At 52.2% G+C, this 15,058-nt stretch carries 15 protein-coding genes and 5 pseudogenes; 3 read left to right on the top strand and 17 right to left on the bottom strand.

The genetic code is table 11. From position 1 onward, the window contains the following. Window positions 1–115: 115 nt before the first annotated feature. From ACWWJF_RS06670 to ACWWJF_RS06610, 13 genes and pseudogenes are all read right to left on the bottom strand, one after another. Complete coding sequence (locus ACWWJF_RS06670) at window positions 116–514, bottom strand: DoxX family protein (RefSeq protein WP_455869019.1); 399 nt, start codon at window positions 512–514, stop codon at window positions 116–118. Window positions 515–701: 187 nt separating this feature from the next. After that, window positions 702–986 (bottom strand): YqjK-like family protein, encoded by a 285-nt coding sequence (locus ACWWJF_RS06665; RefSeq protein ID WP_455869018.1) that lies wholly within the window; start codon window positions 984–986, stop codon window positions 702–704. Continuing rightward, complete coding sequence (locus tag ACWWJF_RS06660; protein WP_455869017.1) at window positions 983–1,378, bottom strand: phage holin family protein; 396 nt, start codon at window positions 1,376–1,378, stop codon at window positions 983–985. Before ACWWJF_RS06660 ends, ACWWJF_RS06665 begins: the two co-directional genes overlap by 4 nt. A 24-nt stretch (window positions 1,379–1,402) precedes the next feature. Continuing rightward, window positions 1,403–1,708 carry a DUF883 family protein gene (locus ACWWJF_RS06655; protein ID WP_222159365.1) on the bottom strand — a complete coding sequence of 102 codons (306 nt, stop codon included), beginning with the start codon at window positions 1,706–1,708 and terminating at the stop codon, window positions 1,403–1,405. A 279-nt stretch (window positions 1,709–1,987) separates the two neighbouring features. Then, window positions 1,988–3,007 carry an IS110 family RNA-guided transposase gene (locus ACWWJF_RS06650; protein ID WP_455869016.1) on the bottom strand — a complete coding sequence of 340 codons (1,020 nt, stop codon included), beginning with the start codon at window positions 3,005–3,007 and terminating at the stop codon, window positions 1,988–1,990. Window positions 3,008–3,198: 191 nt separating this feature from the next. Next, window positions 3,199–3,768, bottom strand: a complete 570-nt coding sequence (locus ACWWJF_RS06645; RefSeq protein WP_455869015.1) for a DUF1090 domain-containing protein — start codon at window positions 3,766–3,768, stop codon at window positions 3,199–3,201. Next, window positions 3,761–4,102, bottom strand: a complete 342-nt coding sequence (gene mzrA, locus ACWWJF_RS06640) for an EnvZ/OmpR regulon moderator MzrA (RefSeq protein ID WP_455869014.1) — start codon at window positions 4,100–4,102, stop codon at window positions 3,761–3,763. Before mzrA ends, ACWWJF_RS06645 begins: the two co-directional genes overlap by 8 nt. Before the next feature lie 40 nt (window positions 4,103–4,142). Further along, complete coding sequence (locus ACWWJF_RS06635) at window positions 4,143–4,817, bottom strand: DedA family protein (protein WP_455869013.1); 675 nt, start codon at window positions 4,815–4,817, stop codon at window positions 4,143–4,145. A gap of 411 nt (window positions 4,818–5,228) precedes the next feature. Further along, the gene (exuR, locus tag ACWWJF_RS06630) at window positions 5,229–6,005 is read right to left on the bottom strand and encodes a transcriptional regulator ExuR (RefSeq protein WP_455869012.1); all 777 of its coding nucleotides are present in this window, start codon (window positions 6,003–6,005) and stop codon (window positions 5,229–5,231) included. Window positions 6,006–6,254: 249 nt separating this feature from the next. Then, window positions 6,255–6,584, bottom strand: a pseudogene (locus ACWWJF_RS06625) (MFS transporter); the annotation flags it as partial. Window positions 6,585–6,605: 21 nt separating this feature from the next. Then, a pseudogene (locus ACWWJF_RS06620) lies at window positions 6,606–7,636 on the bottom strand (IS630 family transposase). A gap of 113 nt (window positions 7,637–7,749) precedes the next feature. Continuing rightward, window positions 7,750–8,594, bottom strand: a protein-coding gene (locus tag ACWWJF_RS06615) for an IS5 family transposase (RefSeq protein ID WP_455869011.1) whose coding sequence is annotated in 2 segments (ribosomal slippage) — window positions 7,750–8,249 and window positions 8,249–8,594 — 846 coding nt in all. Because the reading frame shifts where the segments join, the coding sequence is not laid out codon by codon here. A 45-nt stretch (window positions 8,595–8,639) separates the two neighbouring features. Beyond that, window positions 8,640–9,071: a hypothetical protein gene (locus ACWWJF_RS06610; protein WP_455869010.1), complete on the bottom strand. Its 432-nt coding sequence runs from the start codon at window positions 9,069–9,071 to the stop codon at window positions 8,640–8,642. Between the two features lie 119 nt (window positions 9,072–9,190). Here ACWWJF_RS06610 and ACWWJF_RS06605 point away from each other — a divergent pair. Next, a protein-coding gene (locus ACWWJF_RS06605; protein ID WP_455868400.1) for an IS3 family transposase occupies window positions 9,191–10,359 on the top strand; the annotation gives its coding sequence in 2 pieces (ribosomal slippage) (window positions 9,191–9,446 and window positions 9,446–10,359; 1,170 coding nt in all). Window positions 10,360–10,522: 163 nt separating this feature from the next. On the opposite strand, the gene ACWWJF_RS06600 is transcribed toward ACWWJF_RS06605, so the two are convergent. The 3 genes and pseudogenes from ACWWJF_RS06600 to ACWWJF_RS06590 all read right to left on the bottom strand — a co-directional run. Beyond that, window positions 10,523–11,125, bottom strand: a complete 603-nt coding sequence (locus ACWWJF_RS06600) for an RpoE-regulated lipoprotein (protein WP_455869009.1) — start codon at window positions 11,123–11,125, stop codon at window positions 10,523–10,525. A 203-nt stretch (window positions 11,126–11,328) separates the two neighbouring features. Beyond that, the gene (locus tag ACWWJF_RS06595) at window positions 11,329–11,640 is read right to left on the bottom strand and encodes a hypothetical protein (RefSeq protein WP_455870968.1); all 312 of its coding nucleotides are present in this window, start codon (window positions 11,638–11,640) and stop codon (window positions 11,329–11,331) included. A gap of 138 nt (window positions 11,641–11,778) precedes the next feature. Further along, a pseudogene (locus ACWWJF_RS06590) lies at window positions 11,779–12,744 on the bottom strand (ABC transporter ATP-binding protein/permease); the annotation flags it as partial. Between the two features lie 75 nt (window positions 12,745–12,819). Between ACWWJF_RS06590 and ACWWJF_RS06585 the strand changes: the two are divergent. Next, window positions 12,820–13,553, top strand: a pseudogene (locus ACWWJF_RS06585) (IS3 family transposase); the annotation flags it as partial. A gap of 172 nt (window positions 13,554–13,725) precedes the next feature. Next, window positions 13,726–14,172, top strand: a pseudogene (locus ACWWJF_RS06580) (IS5 family transposase); the annotation flags it as partial. Here the strand turns inward: ACWWJF_RS06580 and ACWWJF_RS06575 are convergent. After that, entirely contained in the window at window positions 14,161–14,946 is a 786-nt protein-coding gene (locus ACWWJF_RS06575) for a secretin and TonB N-terminal domain-containing protein (RefSeq protein WP_455869008.1), read from the bottom strand. The pseudogene ACWWJF_RS06580 and the gene ACWWJF_RS06575 overlap by 12 nt on opposite strands. Between the last annotated feature and the right edge of the window lie 112 nt (window positions 14,947–15,058).

Raw genomic sequence — 15,058 nt, 5'->3', positions numbered from 1 at the left:
GGGACACAGCCTAGTTGTCCCATGGGTCCTCCATCATCAATGTAAAAACCAGGGCGCAGAGTACTGCGCCGCTGGTGCGAGAGGTTATGCCTGGTGTTGGCATCAAACTACGGTGTTACCACTTTTTATTCAAAATACGGTCGATGCTGAAAGCGCCCGGGCCCGTTACAGCCAGCAGCAGATAGCCGCCTGCGATGGTCAGGTTTTTCAGGAACATCAACTGGTTTATACCTTCGGCAAAGTTAGTGTGAAACAGCAGGGCAGTCAGCAGTGTGAATCCCGCTGTGAAAAGGGCTACGGTGCGAGTCAGAAGACCGAACAGCACCGCCAGTCCACCGCCCAGTTCCAGCAGAATGGTCAGTGGCAGCAGAAATGTCGGAACGCCCATGGCCTGCATGTATTGCGCGGTGCCCGCATAGGCATCACCCAGTTTGCCGTAACCTACCACGATGAACAGGATTGGCATAAAGATGCGAGCGATAAGCAGCGCTGTATTTTCTAAATTTTTAATCATTTGTCTCCAAGGAAAAGGGGGCTGGCAACAAGTCTGTATGCCGCGCTACAGCAGGATATCTCTGGGGATATCATCTGCACATCCGGTATGGAGCAAATACTATGGGGGAAACGGTTTGGATTCTAGAGAGTTAAATTGTCTGTTTTTTTTTCAGAAAATCTGAATATGTGTGTGCGGTCCGATGTGTTTAGTGGGGCGACAGCGTTTTGCGCAGCAACTTGAGTGTTCCCAGCAAGCCAATGCCACGTCTGGCCCAGCGAATCAGCCAGTTTGGGTGGCGTACGCCATACAGCGCGGCAGCGCCGGAAGCGAGAAGCCAGTAGCGACGCCAGGCCATGATGCGCAGCCAGTAACCATCGTAGGGCGCTGTTTTTTCCAGCCACACTCGTCTTTCATAAGTCACATCAATACGCTGCTGTTCTATTTGGCGTAACAGTCGGGCTTTTTCTTCCTGACGCTGCTGATGATTCATTTTTCCTCCTCCTCCAGCAGCGTTCTGTCAGTGCGAAGCTCTTTACGCGTAGCTTTGAGCAGCGTGGCACGACGTGCTTTCATGAGTGTCCACAGGCCTATAATCAGTGCCAGGCCGAGCAACGTGGCAGTGATCCAGGCCAATGCCAACAAACGGTATTCTGGCTCCAGACCCCAAATAATCAGTGCAATCAAGCTCATTAGGCCGAATGCGGCGAAAATAAGAGTGAGCCCGGTGAGCAGCAGCAGTTGGAACAGATGATTCTTTTCTTCTTCTAACTCAATGACAACCAGACGCAGGCGCGTTTCCACAATGCCGACAAGCAGCGTCAGGATTCGTTGCGCTGAAGCAATAGCCCCGCTAGCGGGGCCCTGTCGTTGTTTTTCGGTCATAAAAAGTTACTGAACTCCCGTCAATCAGCGGCGTGCGAGCAGAACGCCCAGCACAACCCCTACAGCAGCACCGATACCCACGCCGGTCCACGGGTTCTGCCGAACATAGTCATCCGCGTAATCCGCTGCTTCTTTGGTCTGGTTAACGATACGTTCGCCGGTTTCACTCAATCGTGAGCGTGTGTCCTTCAGTGCACTTTCCGCTTTGCTGCGTAATTTTTCCAATTCCGCTTTGGATTTATCGCTTGAGGAGTTCAAGACTTCTTCCAAGGTATCCGCCAGTGATTTCAACTCGTTGCGCAACAGTTCAGATTGTTGATCTTTAGCCATGATTAACTTATATGAACGCATCCCGTTTGCAAGGCATCCATTATTTTGACATTGACGGGTAGGTTGCAGCTTTATATCCGGCTTTTTTGCAGCCATAAAGCTGCGAGCCCCTATGTAATCCGCTGACTCACGCCTCATTTCCTTAGCGAGCTTTAAGCTCAAAAAATCATTCAGGTTTAGCGAGTCCCGGTCTTACCTGTCTTTGTCATCACGCTGGCCACCAGAGCAACCTTTTTGCATTCACCCTTTTTAAGAGTAAATAGTTATCGGTATCAGCGATTAATAGGGCCTGATACTGACATGATTTTTATCGTACTTACGCTCATGGGCGGCTAGCGCCCACACAGTTCGCGCCAGCTTATTTGCCATCGCCACGATAGCCACACCGGTCGGACGCCGTTTTTTAAGTTCCGTTATCCATGGCCCAGGCTCTTTAGCAACTAACGAAGCGGCTCTTGCCCCATGGATAAACAGCGTTCGCAGATAGGTGTCACCACGTTTGCTTATCCCCAGCAGCCGAACTTTCCCCCCGGAACCCGTCTGCTTCGGCACCAGACCGACATAAGCAGCGAACTGTCTGCCGGATTTAAACGCTGAGGCTTCCCCCATGGTGGCAACTGCCGCTGTGGCGATTAACGGCCCCACGCCGGGAATTTCCATCAGCCGTTTACAGGTTTCGTTCTGCCGGGCCACGCTGTTAAGCTGTTTTTCAAGGCCATCTATCAGCATGTCCAGCTCATTCAGTCTGTTGTACTGGTCTTCCAGCACGGTGATGAGATACGGCGGCAGCTTCGTTTTCAGCCGCTCCAGTGCAGCCGGTAGCTCCCTGTCCATCGCTGCCCGACCTTTATGGATGGTTTCGCCAAACTCCAGTAATGTTCCGTGCAGCGCGTTAATCTGTGCAGTTCTGAACTTCACCTGTTGTCTGCGTGAACGGTGCAGAACCAGTACCGATTGCTGTTCTTCCGTTTTTACGGCTATCGCCTTGCCTGGCTGCTGTACCGCCATCCAGATAGCGCGGGCATCCATGACATCATTCTTGTTGCCCATGACGAACGCCTTGACGAACCGTCCCTGCATCAGCCGGACTTTATGCCCCAGCTTTTCCAGTTCCCGGGCCCAGTGCTGAGAGCCTCCACAGGCCTCCATGCCAATCAGGCAAGGCTCCCGGTTACTGAAGAACGTCAGAAAATCCTTGCTGCGCAGCTGCTTGTCCACCACTTCACCTGTGTGCTCATTGACGAAGTGAACCTGAATCAGATGCTTTGCGATATCAACGCCAACCGGTGTATATTTCATGCTGTGGAGTCTCCAGTCTGAGGGAGCTTTATGCATCCCGTATTGGGCACCATGATGCCGGAAATCTGCGAGGCTCCACACCTGCCGACTTCACTCTTTCAACCATCATTCTGCTCCGCGCTTAAAGAGGTGGGATGCGTTCATTACATTTCCTTTTCGATAAATAAGGAGTATTAACTATAGCTCAACTTTTACGATTGGAATGGCGGAATGGGACGAGATAATTCTGATAAGCTGCTGTAAGCGCTGAGTAATCCTATAGAACACGCCCAACCCGGGTCGGTGAACATGGGCTGGGTGCGATCAAGACAAGCGAAATCTGATAGGTTATTGCCCACCGGCAGCGGCGATCCCTGCTGGGCTGCATGCAACTCTTTCTGGGCTTCGGCGAGTTTGTCCTGACGTTTTTGAATCTTGTCCGCATCGGCGCCGGATTGCTGACTTTCACGTAATTCCGCTTTTCGCTCCGCGACTTTGGCTTGTTTCTCCGCCAGATTTTGCTGGCGTTTGACGCGCAGGTCATCATCCTGACAGAACGTTTGCACATTGCGCAGCGCCGTTTCCAGGCCTTGAATCTGGCCTGCGTTACGGTGCTTACGGGCCTGTGCCAACTGCTGTTCGATATCATAGGCTTTGGCTGCACAGGTGCCTGCTGGCGGCGCTTTTGCGTCAGCGGCATAGGCACTGATGGCGGAGAACGCCAGACTTGCAGTAATAACTCCACGTAAAACGGTTACTTTTTTCATATCATCCTCATCCAAGTGTTGCGGTCTTTTGCGTCAGCTTTTGTCGCCAGAAAGAAACGGGTTTAGGCGGTTGCTGAGTGATGATTTTTGCCTGCGGAAACGAGGACAGAAGTGCTTCACGCGCGGCAAAGGTCTGCTCCGATGACGCCAGTCTGACGATCAGGCTGTCTGGCGCAGGGGTAATGCTTTTGATGGCGATACCACGCTCATTAAGACGCTGGTAAACGTAAAAACCATCAGGGAGCGGTGCACCCTGATGGTGAGGAAAAATGTGCAGCAGTGTTTCATCCTGTTGACGGCTCGGTGACTGGGTCAGCAGGATAATTGGCAGCATCACCAGAATCATCATGCGCCAGATAGCTTTCAGATAACGCCAACCGAATAACACGTTAGTTCCCTTTTTCTACATTGTCGGCGCGTTTCTTACGCCACAACACTAACAGTGAACCGAACAGACCGACAAACAATAACACCAGTGGCAACATCATCAGGCAAAACATCAATTCGTCTTCATACTTCATGAAAACCGGCGTTTTGCCTATCGCGAACCCAAGCGAAACCAGAATCAACACCCACAGCAGCCCGCTCATCCAGTTGAAAAACTGAAAGCGGGTATTGTTCAGCCCTGACAGTCCGGCAATGGTAGGCAGCAACGTGCGGACAAAGGCGAGAAATCGGCCAATCAGCAGCGCAGACAATCCATGACGATGGAACAACAGGTGCGCACGCTGGTGATAATGTGCGGGGAGATGAGAGAGCCAGCCTTGAACTACCCGGGTATTCCCCAGCCACTTCCCTTGAATATAGCTCACCCAGCAGCCAAGGCTGGCGGCGGTGGTCAGCAATGCGATAGTGAATGCATAATTCATCGTGCCTTTGGCAACCAGCACGCCGACCAACACCAGCAGACTGTCTCCGGGCAGAAAGGCCGCGGGTAACAGACCATTTTCCAAAAACAGGATCATGAACAGAATAAAATAGAGCGTCCAAACCAGTTTGGGGTCAGCGAGAATATCGAAATTTTTGTGCCAAAGCGCATTAACAAGTTCTTTAATTAATTCCATTCGGTATTCCTAACACAACAGCATGCTACGTGGCACATCGGCGATGAAATACACCGACTGCAAGGGTCATTATGTACACCGGCTCGCCATGGTGAGCGCTGTTAGAGTAGAACATACCGATGTTCACATATCTCCACTTAATCCATTTTGCCCGACGAGCCTGCATTGTTGCGTTTTGGCGGCAGTAACGCGGAAAATACCGGATTAAGCGTTAAAAAGAGCTTCTAACTGTAACAAAAGCCTAAAGGTTGAGATAGGGAATTATCGCAGGAAAATGTGAGATTTATCGCTGCTGTTTGACAGAAAAGGTTTTTTTGCGGCCGATTTTACATTTTTTGACACAAACAGGTGTTTTCAGACGTTTTGGCCTCTGTTAAGTGACAGAGGCGGCAGGTTTTTTTGTTCGGGTGGTCAGGATTTGTGCACGGTGATTGGCTCAAGATGCACGACGGGATTTTCGGCAAACATATAGCGGTCAACGTTGAATTCAAAGTCATCGGTGGTGGCGCGAAACAGCATTTGCTTGGTGTTTTCCAGATGCTGCCACATCGCTAGCTTGGCGGCGTAGGGATCTTTGCGAATCAGCGCTTTAAGGATTTGATCGTGCTCTTCGCACCAGCTTTCTATCGAGCGATCGTCAATGTGTTCGTGCAGCTTGAGCCAGTAGGGGTTGTGGATACGCTGGCTCCACATTTTTTCCACGATAGTGGCCATGGCCGAGTTCTGTGTCGCCAGTGCCACCTGAATGTGAAACTTCAGATCCCACTCGGAATCACGGAAACGATCTTCCTGACGCGCATATTCCTGGATCTCCATCAACTGGACAATGTCTTGACGCGTCACCTGTGTCGCCGCAAATTCGGCAATATTACTTTCAATTAACTGGCGTGCCTGCAACAGCTCAAACGGCCCGGCGGTGACAAACTCGATATCCCCGCCGCTGGGCACGCGATGGCTTTGCTGATTGGAAATGACATGAATGCCTGAACCTTTCCGCACCTCGACGTAGCCTTCCACTTCCAGCATGATGATCGCCTCGCGCACGGCGGTGCGGCTGACGTTCATCTCTTCTGAAATGTAGCGTTCGGCGGGTAACTTCTCACCAACAAGATAAACGCCACTTTCGATGCGCTGCTTAAGTTCTGCGGCTAACTGTTGGTATAGTCGACGGGGCTCAGTGAGTGCCATATCTTTGCTCTTTAATAGATGACGGTCCGTAAATGGGGAACCTTTCCCTGCGACTTTCCTGCACCGCAACCTCACCACAGGGGCGAAAAAAAGCTGAGAAAACCATCGCGTCAAGATTTGTTATACCACTTATTCGTGAAGCCGACCAACATCAAGGTCACAGTTATGCATTATCAGCCCGCAATAAAAACGCCCGATAACCGGGGTTATCGAGCGTCAAAGCAGGTCTAGCCGTGAGACAGGCAGTGATTAATGCTGCTGTGCCGTCTCAAGCACTGCGGCTTGTTCTATCTCTACCGCTGGACGGTTTTGCAGAATAACCCAGATCAGGATGGCACCCAGCACATCAAAGGCTGCCAGCACCGCGAACAGCGGACCGAAGCCAATGGTGTCTGCCAATGCGCCAACGACCAGAGCGAACAGGGTGCTCGCCAGCCAGCCAGCGCCGCCGGTCAATCCGTTGGCGGTAGCCACGTCGTTACGACCAAACACATCAGAAGAGAGCGTGATCAGCGCGCCGGACAGTGACTGGTGCGCAAATCCACCTACGCACAGCAGCGCGATGGCAATATAAGGGCTAAATAGCTGTTCCTAATACCGCTATACTTTTGCCTGTCCATGTTTTCCACTGGGAAACGGGCTGACGGTTTCCATGAAGCGGCGAACCTTGTTCAGTAACTGCCACATTGAACAGCATTGATGATTGCGGGTAATGGTTTCATGCAACGCCTGCCATAACCGCTCTACATGATTTACCCATGGTGAGTACACCGGCTGATAAATAACCCTGAATTTCGGGTTTTCTTCCAGCCAGCGCTGCGTCTCCCGGCTTTTGTGAATAATGTAGTTATCAACTATCAGCGTGAGCGTTTTTGCCCGTCTGTACGTTGCTCTCAGATGCTCTAACATACTGATAAAAAACACGAACTTTTACTGTTTCCTCCAACATAGCTGACTTTTCCCGTCCCGCTGTGTAATGCACCCGACAGATAATATTTCTCGTTCTGGCCCGGCGTCACGATGCGTTTCTGCTTCCCGCGAACCTGCCAGTCCGCGCCAATTTTGGGATTCAGATGAATATCCACTTCGTCTTCGTAAAAGACGGGATGTTCCGCGCTGCATTGTTCCAGCGCCATCGCGATGGCCTCCATTTTTTCTTCCTTATGCGGGTCGCGGATACGCAGCGTAGGAGCTGCGCGTCGCCACACCAGACCGGCAGAAGGCAGCCAACGGCGCACCGTGGAAGCATGCAACTGGCAACCGGTTATTTCATTGATTTTTATCGCTAGCAGTTCCGTGCTCCAGCGCGAACGCTGATAGCCAAAATCATGAGGGGAACGCTTTACGAGCTGGATTAACAGTGCGCAGATCTGTTCAAACGGCCAGCGACGGCCACGACCGGGCCGCAGAGATTTGAGGCCTTCAATGCCGTACAGGGTGAGCCAGTTAATCCATCTGCCGATTGACGAACGGGCGCAGCAAAGCATTCTGGCGACATCGCTCACGCGCTCGCCCCGGTGCAACATCAGGATGGCGGTCAGCCTGCGGGCGTGATTCTTGTCACGCGTTTTATGGAGAGTTTTCTTCATCAGGCGTCGTTCGTTACGGGGTATCGGTGCTATGCTCGACATCGCTCAGTCCGGTTGATGATTTGGGATCTTTATCGATTGATCAGATCGCTCAACTCGGACTGAGTTCCCTTCAGGTGATCTACTATTCGGAACAGTTATTTAGGCTGTGTCCCTTAATTACATAACCTCTGGTAAAACAGGCGGATGCAGCCCAGTTTCAACATTGCCAGATAATTCCTCGCCGTTTTGTCGTAACGTGTCGCAATGCGACGGTATTCTTTCAGACGGCCAAAGCACCGCTCAACAACGTTCCGATTGCGGTAGGCGTCACGATCGAGCTTTGAACGACCATCCACCGCCATTTTTTCAGTGGATTTTCGGGGGATGACAGTTTTTATACCTCTGTTTTTCAGCTCGTTACGTAATACATGCCCGGAGTACGCCTTGTCAGCGAGTACTGCATGACCACGGCGTTTCATACTGCCGTTCTGGCGTTGAACACCAATACCGTCCAAAAGACGTAGTGCAAACTGACTTTCATGAGCCTGACCGGGGCTCAACACGATGTTTAACGGAAGACCACTTCCGTCTGTAGCCAGATGGATTTTGGTGCCAAAACCACCTCGAGAGCGACCCAGCCCATTATCTCCGGTGATATCGGGATGTTTTTTTGAGCACCGGCAGCACATTTCAGCGCCCTGATATTGCTACCATCCAGCGCAGTCGCTGACCAGTCCACGAGGCCATGGGCATCAAGTGATGAAAGTAACTTATTAAAAATAATGTTAATGACTCCCAATTTTGACCATCGGTTAAAGCGGTTATAAACGGTTTTCCATGGGCCGTATCGCTCAGGTAAATCACGCCATGGGGCACCAGAGCACAGCCCCCAGAACATGCCATTGATAATCATGCGATGCTCAGCCCATGGGCGTCCGGCCTGTGGTGTTGCTGGTTCAGCAGGGAGTAAGGGCTGGATGATAGCCCATGCTTCATCGGGAAGGTCGTAGCGAGCCATAGTTCAAAATGATGTAGAAACAAAAAGTTATTATAACTCATGGGATTAAGGGACACAGCCTAGTATGCTACGTTCAGGAATGCCATGCGCCTCGGCAACCGTCTTGCACGATTGCCCCGCCAATACGCGCTCTGCCGCAACGCAACGTGCCAATAGCGCATGCTCGCCGAGAGAAACAGATTTCCAGCGTTGATAAAACGCCTCACGCAGGGTGCGTTGCACGGTAGGGGGATATTCACTATTGTCTCCGATAAAGCGCGCCACCCGCACAATATCGTCAAATTGGGAAAACCCGCTAACCCCTGTAATGCGACTTACGCAAGCATTGGCCGACAGGGATGACAACACAGGAACAGAACAACGCGCAGACAACGCCATTGGCTCTACACCATCATTGCTGACGACGATAACCTCTTGAAAGAGTCGTACCGGCGGAACTGCTCCTAGCTTATAGTCAAAATCTATGGTCACCCCCATTTTTGCAACACTGATTTTTGACTAATGGTGGGCTTGCTTCAATCTATGTAGTGGCACACTGATACTGGCCACCTGATCGGAGGTGATATGCTCACCTCATCAACACGACAGGTGACCTCATGGGTAAACATTTTACGGCGGAATTTAAGCTCGAAGCCGCAAAGCTGGTTGTCGACCACGGCTACACATACGTTAAGGCCGCAGAGGCGGTTAATGTCAGCCATTCTGCCATTAGTCGCTGGGTCAATAAGCTTCGCCTTGAACGACAGGGAAAAACGCCAACGGGACTTCCTCTTACCCCTGAACAGCTCGAGCTGCGTGAGATGAAGAAAAAAGTCCAATGCCTTGAAATGGAGAACGAAATCCTAAAAAAGGCTACGGCGCTCTTAATGTCGGACTCACTCAACGGTTCACGGTAGTCGACAGGCTGAGGGCGCGATACCCGGTCACGGCGTTGTGCCAAACTTTTGAGGTACATCGCAGCAGCTACAGGCACTGGCAGGCTTCCGCTAATGAACCCGACGGTGAGCGCGTGGTTAAGTGTAGTCGCGTCATGGAAGCCTGGAACGCCAGCGGCGGCTCTGCCGGCGCTCGAAGTATCGCGACCATCGTCACCGGCAGCTCTGGTGTCAAAATGGGGCGCTGGCTGGCTGGCAAGCTGATGAAGGAGCTGGGTATCGCCAGCTGCCAGCGACCGGCTCACAAATACAAACGCGGCGGCAATGAACACGTTGAAATACCGAACTATCTCAACCGCCAGTTCGCGGTTACCGCGCCGGATCAGGTCTGGTGCGGCGATGTGACCTACATCTGGACGGGCAAATGCTGGGCTTACCTTGCGGTGGTGCTAGACCTGTTCGCCCGCAAACCGGTGGGCTGGGCCATGTCGACCTCGCCGGACTCGGCGCTGACAGTTAAAGCGTTGCAGATGGCCTGGGAACTCCGGGGACAACCAACAGGAGTCATGTTCCACAGCGACCAGGGCAGCCACTATACCAGCCGTCAATACCGGCAAGCCCTGTGGCGCTGCCGGATAAAGCAGAGTATGAGTCGGCGGGGTAACTGCTGGGATAATGCGCCAATGGAGCGGTTCTTCCGCAGCCTGAAGACAGAATGGGTGCCGACAAAGGGTTACAACAGCTTCAGCGAAGCCCAGGACGCGATTATCCGCTACATCACGGGGTATTACAGCGCTATCCGGCCTCACTGGTATAACGGCGGCTTAACTCCAAACGAATCTGAGCGACTGTTCTACATACAGTCTAATGCGGTGGCCAATATTAGTTGACCACTACAGCCTAAGGCACTCATCATACCGCATTCGCGACAATGTGCTTTGTTCAAAAACAAAGGATAAAAATAAACAATGAGAGAATTGAAACGCTACGACGTTGGCGCGTTACCGCGCCAAGCCTGATAGGTGTGGCTTAAGAAGGGTCGAGACGATAAAATCAGTCACGCGCTTGCGCGTGCCAGATGATTTTGCTGACGTGCCAGGTTTGCAGAATATCATCAGAGGGCATTAAGCCTTCCGGACCGTTCCAGTCACCGGAATAGAGATAACTGACGTGCTTGCTTTGCGATTCAACGCACTCTACGCTGCGGGCATCATCCCCTTGAGCAAGCTGGCAGACCTCAAAGGCTTTACTGTAATGGGCGCTGAATGCATCCCCGATTTTCACGCCCCATACGCTGGCAATTTTCGCATCCATAACCTCGACGCGATTGACCTGCGCTTTGGACTTACCGCTGATCAACAACTTGATCTCATTACCATCCAGCGCCTGATAGAACGCCGTGATTTGGCCGTTAGTGGTGCCCATGCCGCTGCGCAAACGATAATTACCGTTCAGCGCCTGATTTATCGGCTCTTGTGCCAGCGGCGTGCCGCCGTTGAGCCCGCCGACACCGGCATCCGACACCTCGATTTTGCTGCCAAACCAGTTGAACGGCGACAGGCTGGACCAGGAGAAGTTGGAAAGCGCGCTACATCCCGTCAACAAAAAGGCGGCCAGCACACAGGGAACAACCAACTGAACGGAGCGAAACCTCATAACATAAATTCCTTTAACAGTGAGCGGCACCTGTGCCACCCCACGATCGCATACGTGAGGGTTTGAGTATCAGGCCTGAGAAAAGTGCCTTAAAAAACGGTCAAGCGGGCAAGATTATCGTCGATTCTCACAGTAAGGGGAAGTGAGCGACCTAAGACGTTGGCGGAACGAACAAACTCCCCATCAGTGAGCCTGCTGCCAAATTATAGCGGCGAGGCAGACTCAACCTCATGTTGAAAAACATAAGGATCGGACAACAGGCCAAACTGTTCATCGTCAGGATAGGTGACGGCAACATAGTAATCTTCGCCCGCAAACGCTTTTACTGCCTCAATATCTTGCCAATAGGTGGCAAGAAAGAAATGCTCCCACTCGCCTTGCGTAACCCTTTTGACCGTTGCCCCCAAATTGCCCGGTATGCTTTGGGAATGTTGAATGCCTGTGATATCAAGGTGTGCCTCAAATCCCGCTGCATGCAAAACGGGAACGCATCTGTGCCATGTTCTTACGTTCATTATTCTGCTCCAGCAAACGTGATTCAGATAACCTAACCGAAGCAACGTACCACAGAAAGGAATAATTGCCTTCACATCAGCAACCAGAACGGGGTGATCGAAGGAACGCCACACAGGCCTTCCTTCTGATTGATGGCGTTATCGCGCCGTCACAGAGCGAAATGCAGTGAGGTCGTAATGATGCGGGAACAAATCGTCCAGCTCGCGCTGGTGAGTAATGGCGATCACCGTACAGCCCGGTAGCGCCTGCTTAATCTCATTCAGTAACGCACGCGCCGCACCGTGATCGAGGCTGCTGGTAGCCTCATCCAAATAGAGCGTATCCGGTTTAGCGATCAATGCGCGCGCGAAGGCCAGCCGCTGCTGTTCACCACCGGAAAAAATGCGATCCCAGTTATGTCGCTCAGCCAAACGATCGCACCACTCACCGAGGCCAACCCGTTTCAGGGTGTGCTGCATGGTGCTGGCATCCTTGAGCAGTGGGTACTGGTAACACAACACCTCCGCCAGCGTCCCCTGTCCCAAATAGCTTTTCTGTGGCAACAGTAGCGAGCGGCCCGCTTGCGCTTGCCACTGCCCGCGATAGTAGGGCCACAGTCCGTTCAAGGTACGCAGCAGCGTCGATTTACCCAATCCACTTGGCCCGGACAGTTTGCTCCAGCTTCCCGGCGCACAGTGCAGCGCCACATCGTTTAACAGCGGGGTGCCCTGTGACGTAGTAAACGACAGATTCTCGGTACTCAGACATTCGCCCACGTCCGGTGCCGCCTGCTGCGGCTGATGGCGATCAATTTCCTGCTTGAACTGGATCAAACGCTGGATGCTGGCGGAAAGCATGGTTATCTCCACATACATGTGAATAAACCAGCTAAGCGCACCGTGCACCTGAGCAAACGCGCTGCGGATCTGCATTAAGCCGCCGAGCGTCACCGTTTTCGATAAAAAGGCAGGCGGCGCAGCAAAAATAGGCACAATCAGACTGACACGCATATAGCCGGAGGTGAAGAACCCCATATTACGCTTCGCGTCCATCAGTTGACGCTAACTGCGGGCGACATCGCTAAAATAGCGCGCCAGATAGGTTTTTTCCTGCGCCTCACCGCCATTGTAGTGGCACACTGATACTGGCCACCTGATCGGAGGTGATATGCTCACCTCATCAACACGACAGGTGACCTCATGGGTAAACATTTGACGGCGGAATTTAAGCTCGAAGCCGCAAAGCTGGTTGTCGACCACGGCTACACATACGTTAAGGCCGCAGAGGCGGTTAATGTCAGCCATTCTGCCATTAGTCGCTGGGTCAATAAGCTTCGCCTTGAACGACAGGGAAAAACGCCAACGGGACTTCCTCTTACCCCTGAACAGCTCGAGCTGCGTGAGATGAAGAAAAAAGTCCAATGCCTTGAAATGGAGAACGAAATCCTAAAAAAGGCTACGGCGCTCTTAATGTCGGACTCACTCAACGGTTCACGGTAGTCGACAGGCTGAGGGCGCGATACCCGGTCACGGCGTTGTGCCAAACTTTTGAGGTACATCGCAGCAGCTACAGGCACTGGCAGGCTTCCGCTAATGAACCCGACGGTGAGCGCGTGGTTAAGTGTAGTCGCGTCATGGAAGCCTGGAACGCCAGCGGCGGCTCTGCCGGCGCTCGAAGTATCGCGACCATCGTCACCGGCAGCTCTGGTGTCAAAATGGGGCGCTGGCTGGCTGGCAAGCTGATGAAGGAGCTGGGTATCGCCAGCTGCCAGCGACCGGCTCACAAATACAAACGCGGCGGCAATGAACACGTTGAAATACCGAACTATCTCAACCGCCAGTTCGCGGTTACCGCGCCGGATCAGGTCTGGTGCGGCGATGTGACCTACATCTGGACGGGCAAATGCTGGGCTTACCTTGCGGTGGTGCTAGACCCATATCGTTATACACATCTTTCTAACGCACTGTTTAATCAATGAGTTACGGGTTTATCTCAGAGTGGCATTTTGAACCTCAAAAAGCCAATGGGATGGCTTGAATGCCTTAATTCACGGGGTTCTGAGCATCCTGTTCAAAAAATGGCCAAAAGATGTGTATAACGATATGGGTTTTGGCACCAAAATCCATATGGCTACAGACGGAAGTGGTCTTCCGTTAAACATCGTGTTGAGCCCCGGTCAGGCTCATGAAAGTCAGTTTGCACTACGTCTTTTGGACGGTATTGGTGTTCAACGCCAGAACGGCAGTATGAAACGCCGTGGTCATGCGGTACTCGCTGACAAGGCGTACTCCGGGCATGTATTACGTAACGAGCTGAAAAACAGAGGTATAAAAACTGTTATCCCCCGAAAATCCACTGAAAAAATGGCGGTGGATGGTCGTTCAAAGCTCGATCGTGACGCCTACCGCAATCGGAACGTTGTTGAGCGGTGCTTTGGCCGTCTGAAAGAATACCGTCGCATTGCGACACGTTACGACAAAACGGCGAGGAATTATCTGGCAATGTTGAAACTGAGCTGCATCCGCCTGTTTTACCAGAGGTTATGTAATTAAGGGACACAGCCTAGTGTCTATCCAAAAGGATTCTGGATGTCCGGAGGGAAAATCGTTAGCTGAATTACCGTTAGGCGCCGCACTGATCGCACCGACATTGTCGCCAGGGTTCAGGCGATCGTTATTCGACATACCATCGATAATAAAGTTGTTGTTGTAGAATTTCTCACCGTGGAACGACACCACATCAGGGGCAATCTCCCCCGGCGAAGCGCTGCTACGCGAGGTTTCAGCAAACTGCACGTTGGGGTTAGTGCGTAACAGCTCAGTAACATTACCGTTCGCCTGCGGCTTTTTCGCGATGTCCTCTGCCGTCAACTGTTGGCTACCAATCTCCATGGACCCCGTCAATACACGCGCCTGAACGGTAATGACATCACCCCGGTTGCGTCCCTCTGCAGCAGAAGGTTCGGCGTTCTGATCCTCTGATGTCGTTGGTTTGGCACTGATTTGTGCCAACGGGCGAATAATAAATCCTTTGCCGTCGTCAATCGGTTCCGCATACAGATTATTGCCGTGCAACAACGCTTCCAGCGCCTGTTCCACGCTATAGCGGCCGTTCAGCGCCTGCGCCTGCTTGCCCGCCACCAGTTGGCTGTCTACGCCAAAGTTAACGCCGGTTTGCCGTGCCAACTGCATCAGCGATTTTTCCAAGGGTTGCGCGGGCAACTGAACCGTGCTGACCGTGGCGGCCTGCGCCATCCCGGCGCTTAATGCCACAGTCAAAACTGCCTGCGGCCAAAACTTCCCCTGCTGCATAATAAAAATGGACATGAATACGAGTTCCCTGCCTGCTGCTATTTTTGATTTCTACTGACGATGACGTCAGGCAGCAAAAATCGGGCAGAGCAAAACGAAAATAATTTTGATAATCACTCTCAATATT

The sequence above is a fragment of the Symbiopectobacterium sp. Eva_TO genome (genome assembly GCF_053848865.1).
The sequence above is the reverse complement of the archived record's forward strand: the minus strand, read 5'-3'. Positions and strand labels throughout refer to the sequence as shown.

Coding starts and splice junctions, on each gene's coding strand:
- ACWWJF_RS06670 (WP_455869019.1), bottom strand. CDS start 514: ATGATTAAAAATTTAGAAAATACAGCGCTGCTTATCGCTCGCATCTTT.
- ACWWJF_RS06665 (WP_455869018.1), bottom strand. CDS start 986: ATGAATCATCAGCAGCGTCAGGAAGAAAAAGCCCGACTGTTACGCCAA.
- ACWWJF_RS06660 (WP_455869017.1), bottom strand. CDS start 1,378: ATGACCGAAAAACAACGACAGGGCCCCGCTAGCGGGGCTATTGCTTCA.
- ACWWJF_RS06655 (WP_222159365.1), bottom strand. CDS start 1,708: ATGGCTAAAGATCAACAATCTGAACTGTTGCGCAACGAGTTGAAATCA.
- ACWWJF_RS06650 (WP_455869016.1), bottom strand. CDS start 3,007: ATGAAATATACACCGGTTGGCGTTGATATCGCAAAGCATCTGATTCAG.
- mzrA (WP_455869014.1), bottom strand. CDS start 4,102: ATGATGATTCTGGTGATGCTGCCAATTATCCTGCTGACCCAGTCACCG.
- ACWWJF_RS06635 (WP_455869013.1), bottom strand. CDS start 4,817: ATGGAATTAATTAAAGAACTTGTTAATGCGCTTTGGCACAAAAATTTC.
- exuR (WP_455869012.1), bottom strand. CDS start 6,005: ATGGCACTCACTGAGCCCCGTCGACTATACCAACAGTTAGCCGCAGAA.
- ACWWJF_RS06610 (WP_455869010.1), bottom strand. CDS start 9,071: ATGGGGGTGACCATAGATTTTGACTATAAGCTAGGAGCAGTTCCGCCG.
- ACWWJF_RS06600 (WP_455869009.1), bottom strand. CDS start 11,125: ATGAGGTTTCGCTCCGTTCAGTTGGTTGTTCCCTGTGTGCTGGCCGCC.
- ACWWJF_RS06595 (WP_455870968.1), bottom strand. CDS start 11,640: ATGAACGTAAGAACATGGCACAGATGCGTTCCCGTTTTGCATGCAGCG.
- ACWWJF_RS06575 (WP_455869008.1), bottom strand. CDS start 14,946: ATGTCCATTTTTATTATGCAGCAGGGGAAGTTTTGGCCGCAGGCAGTT.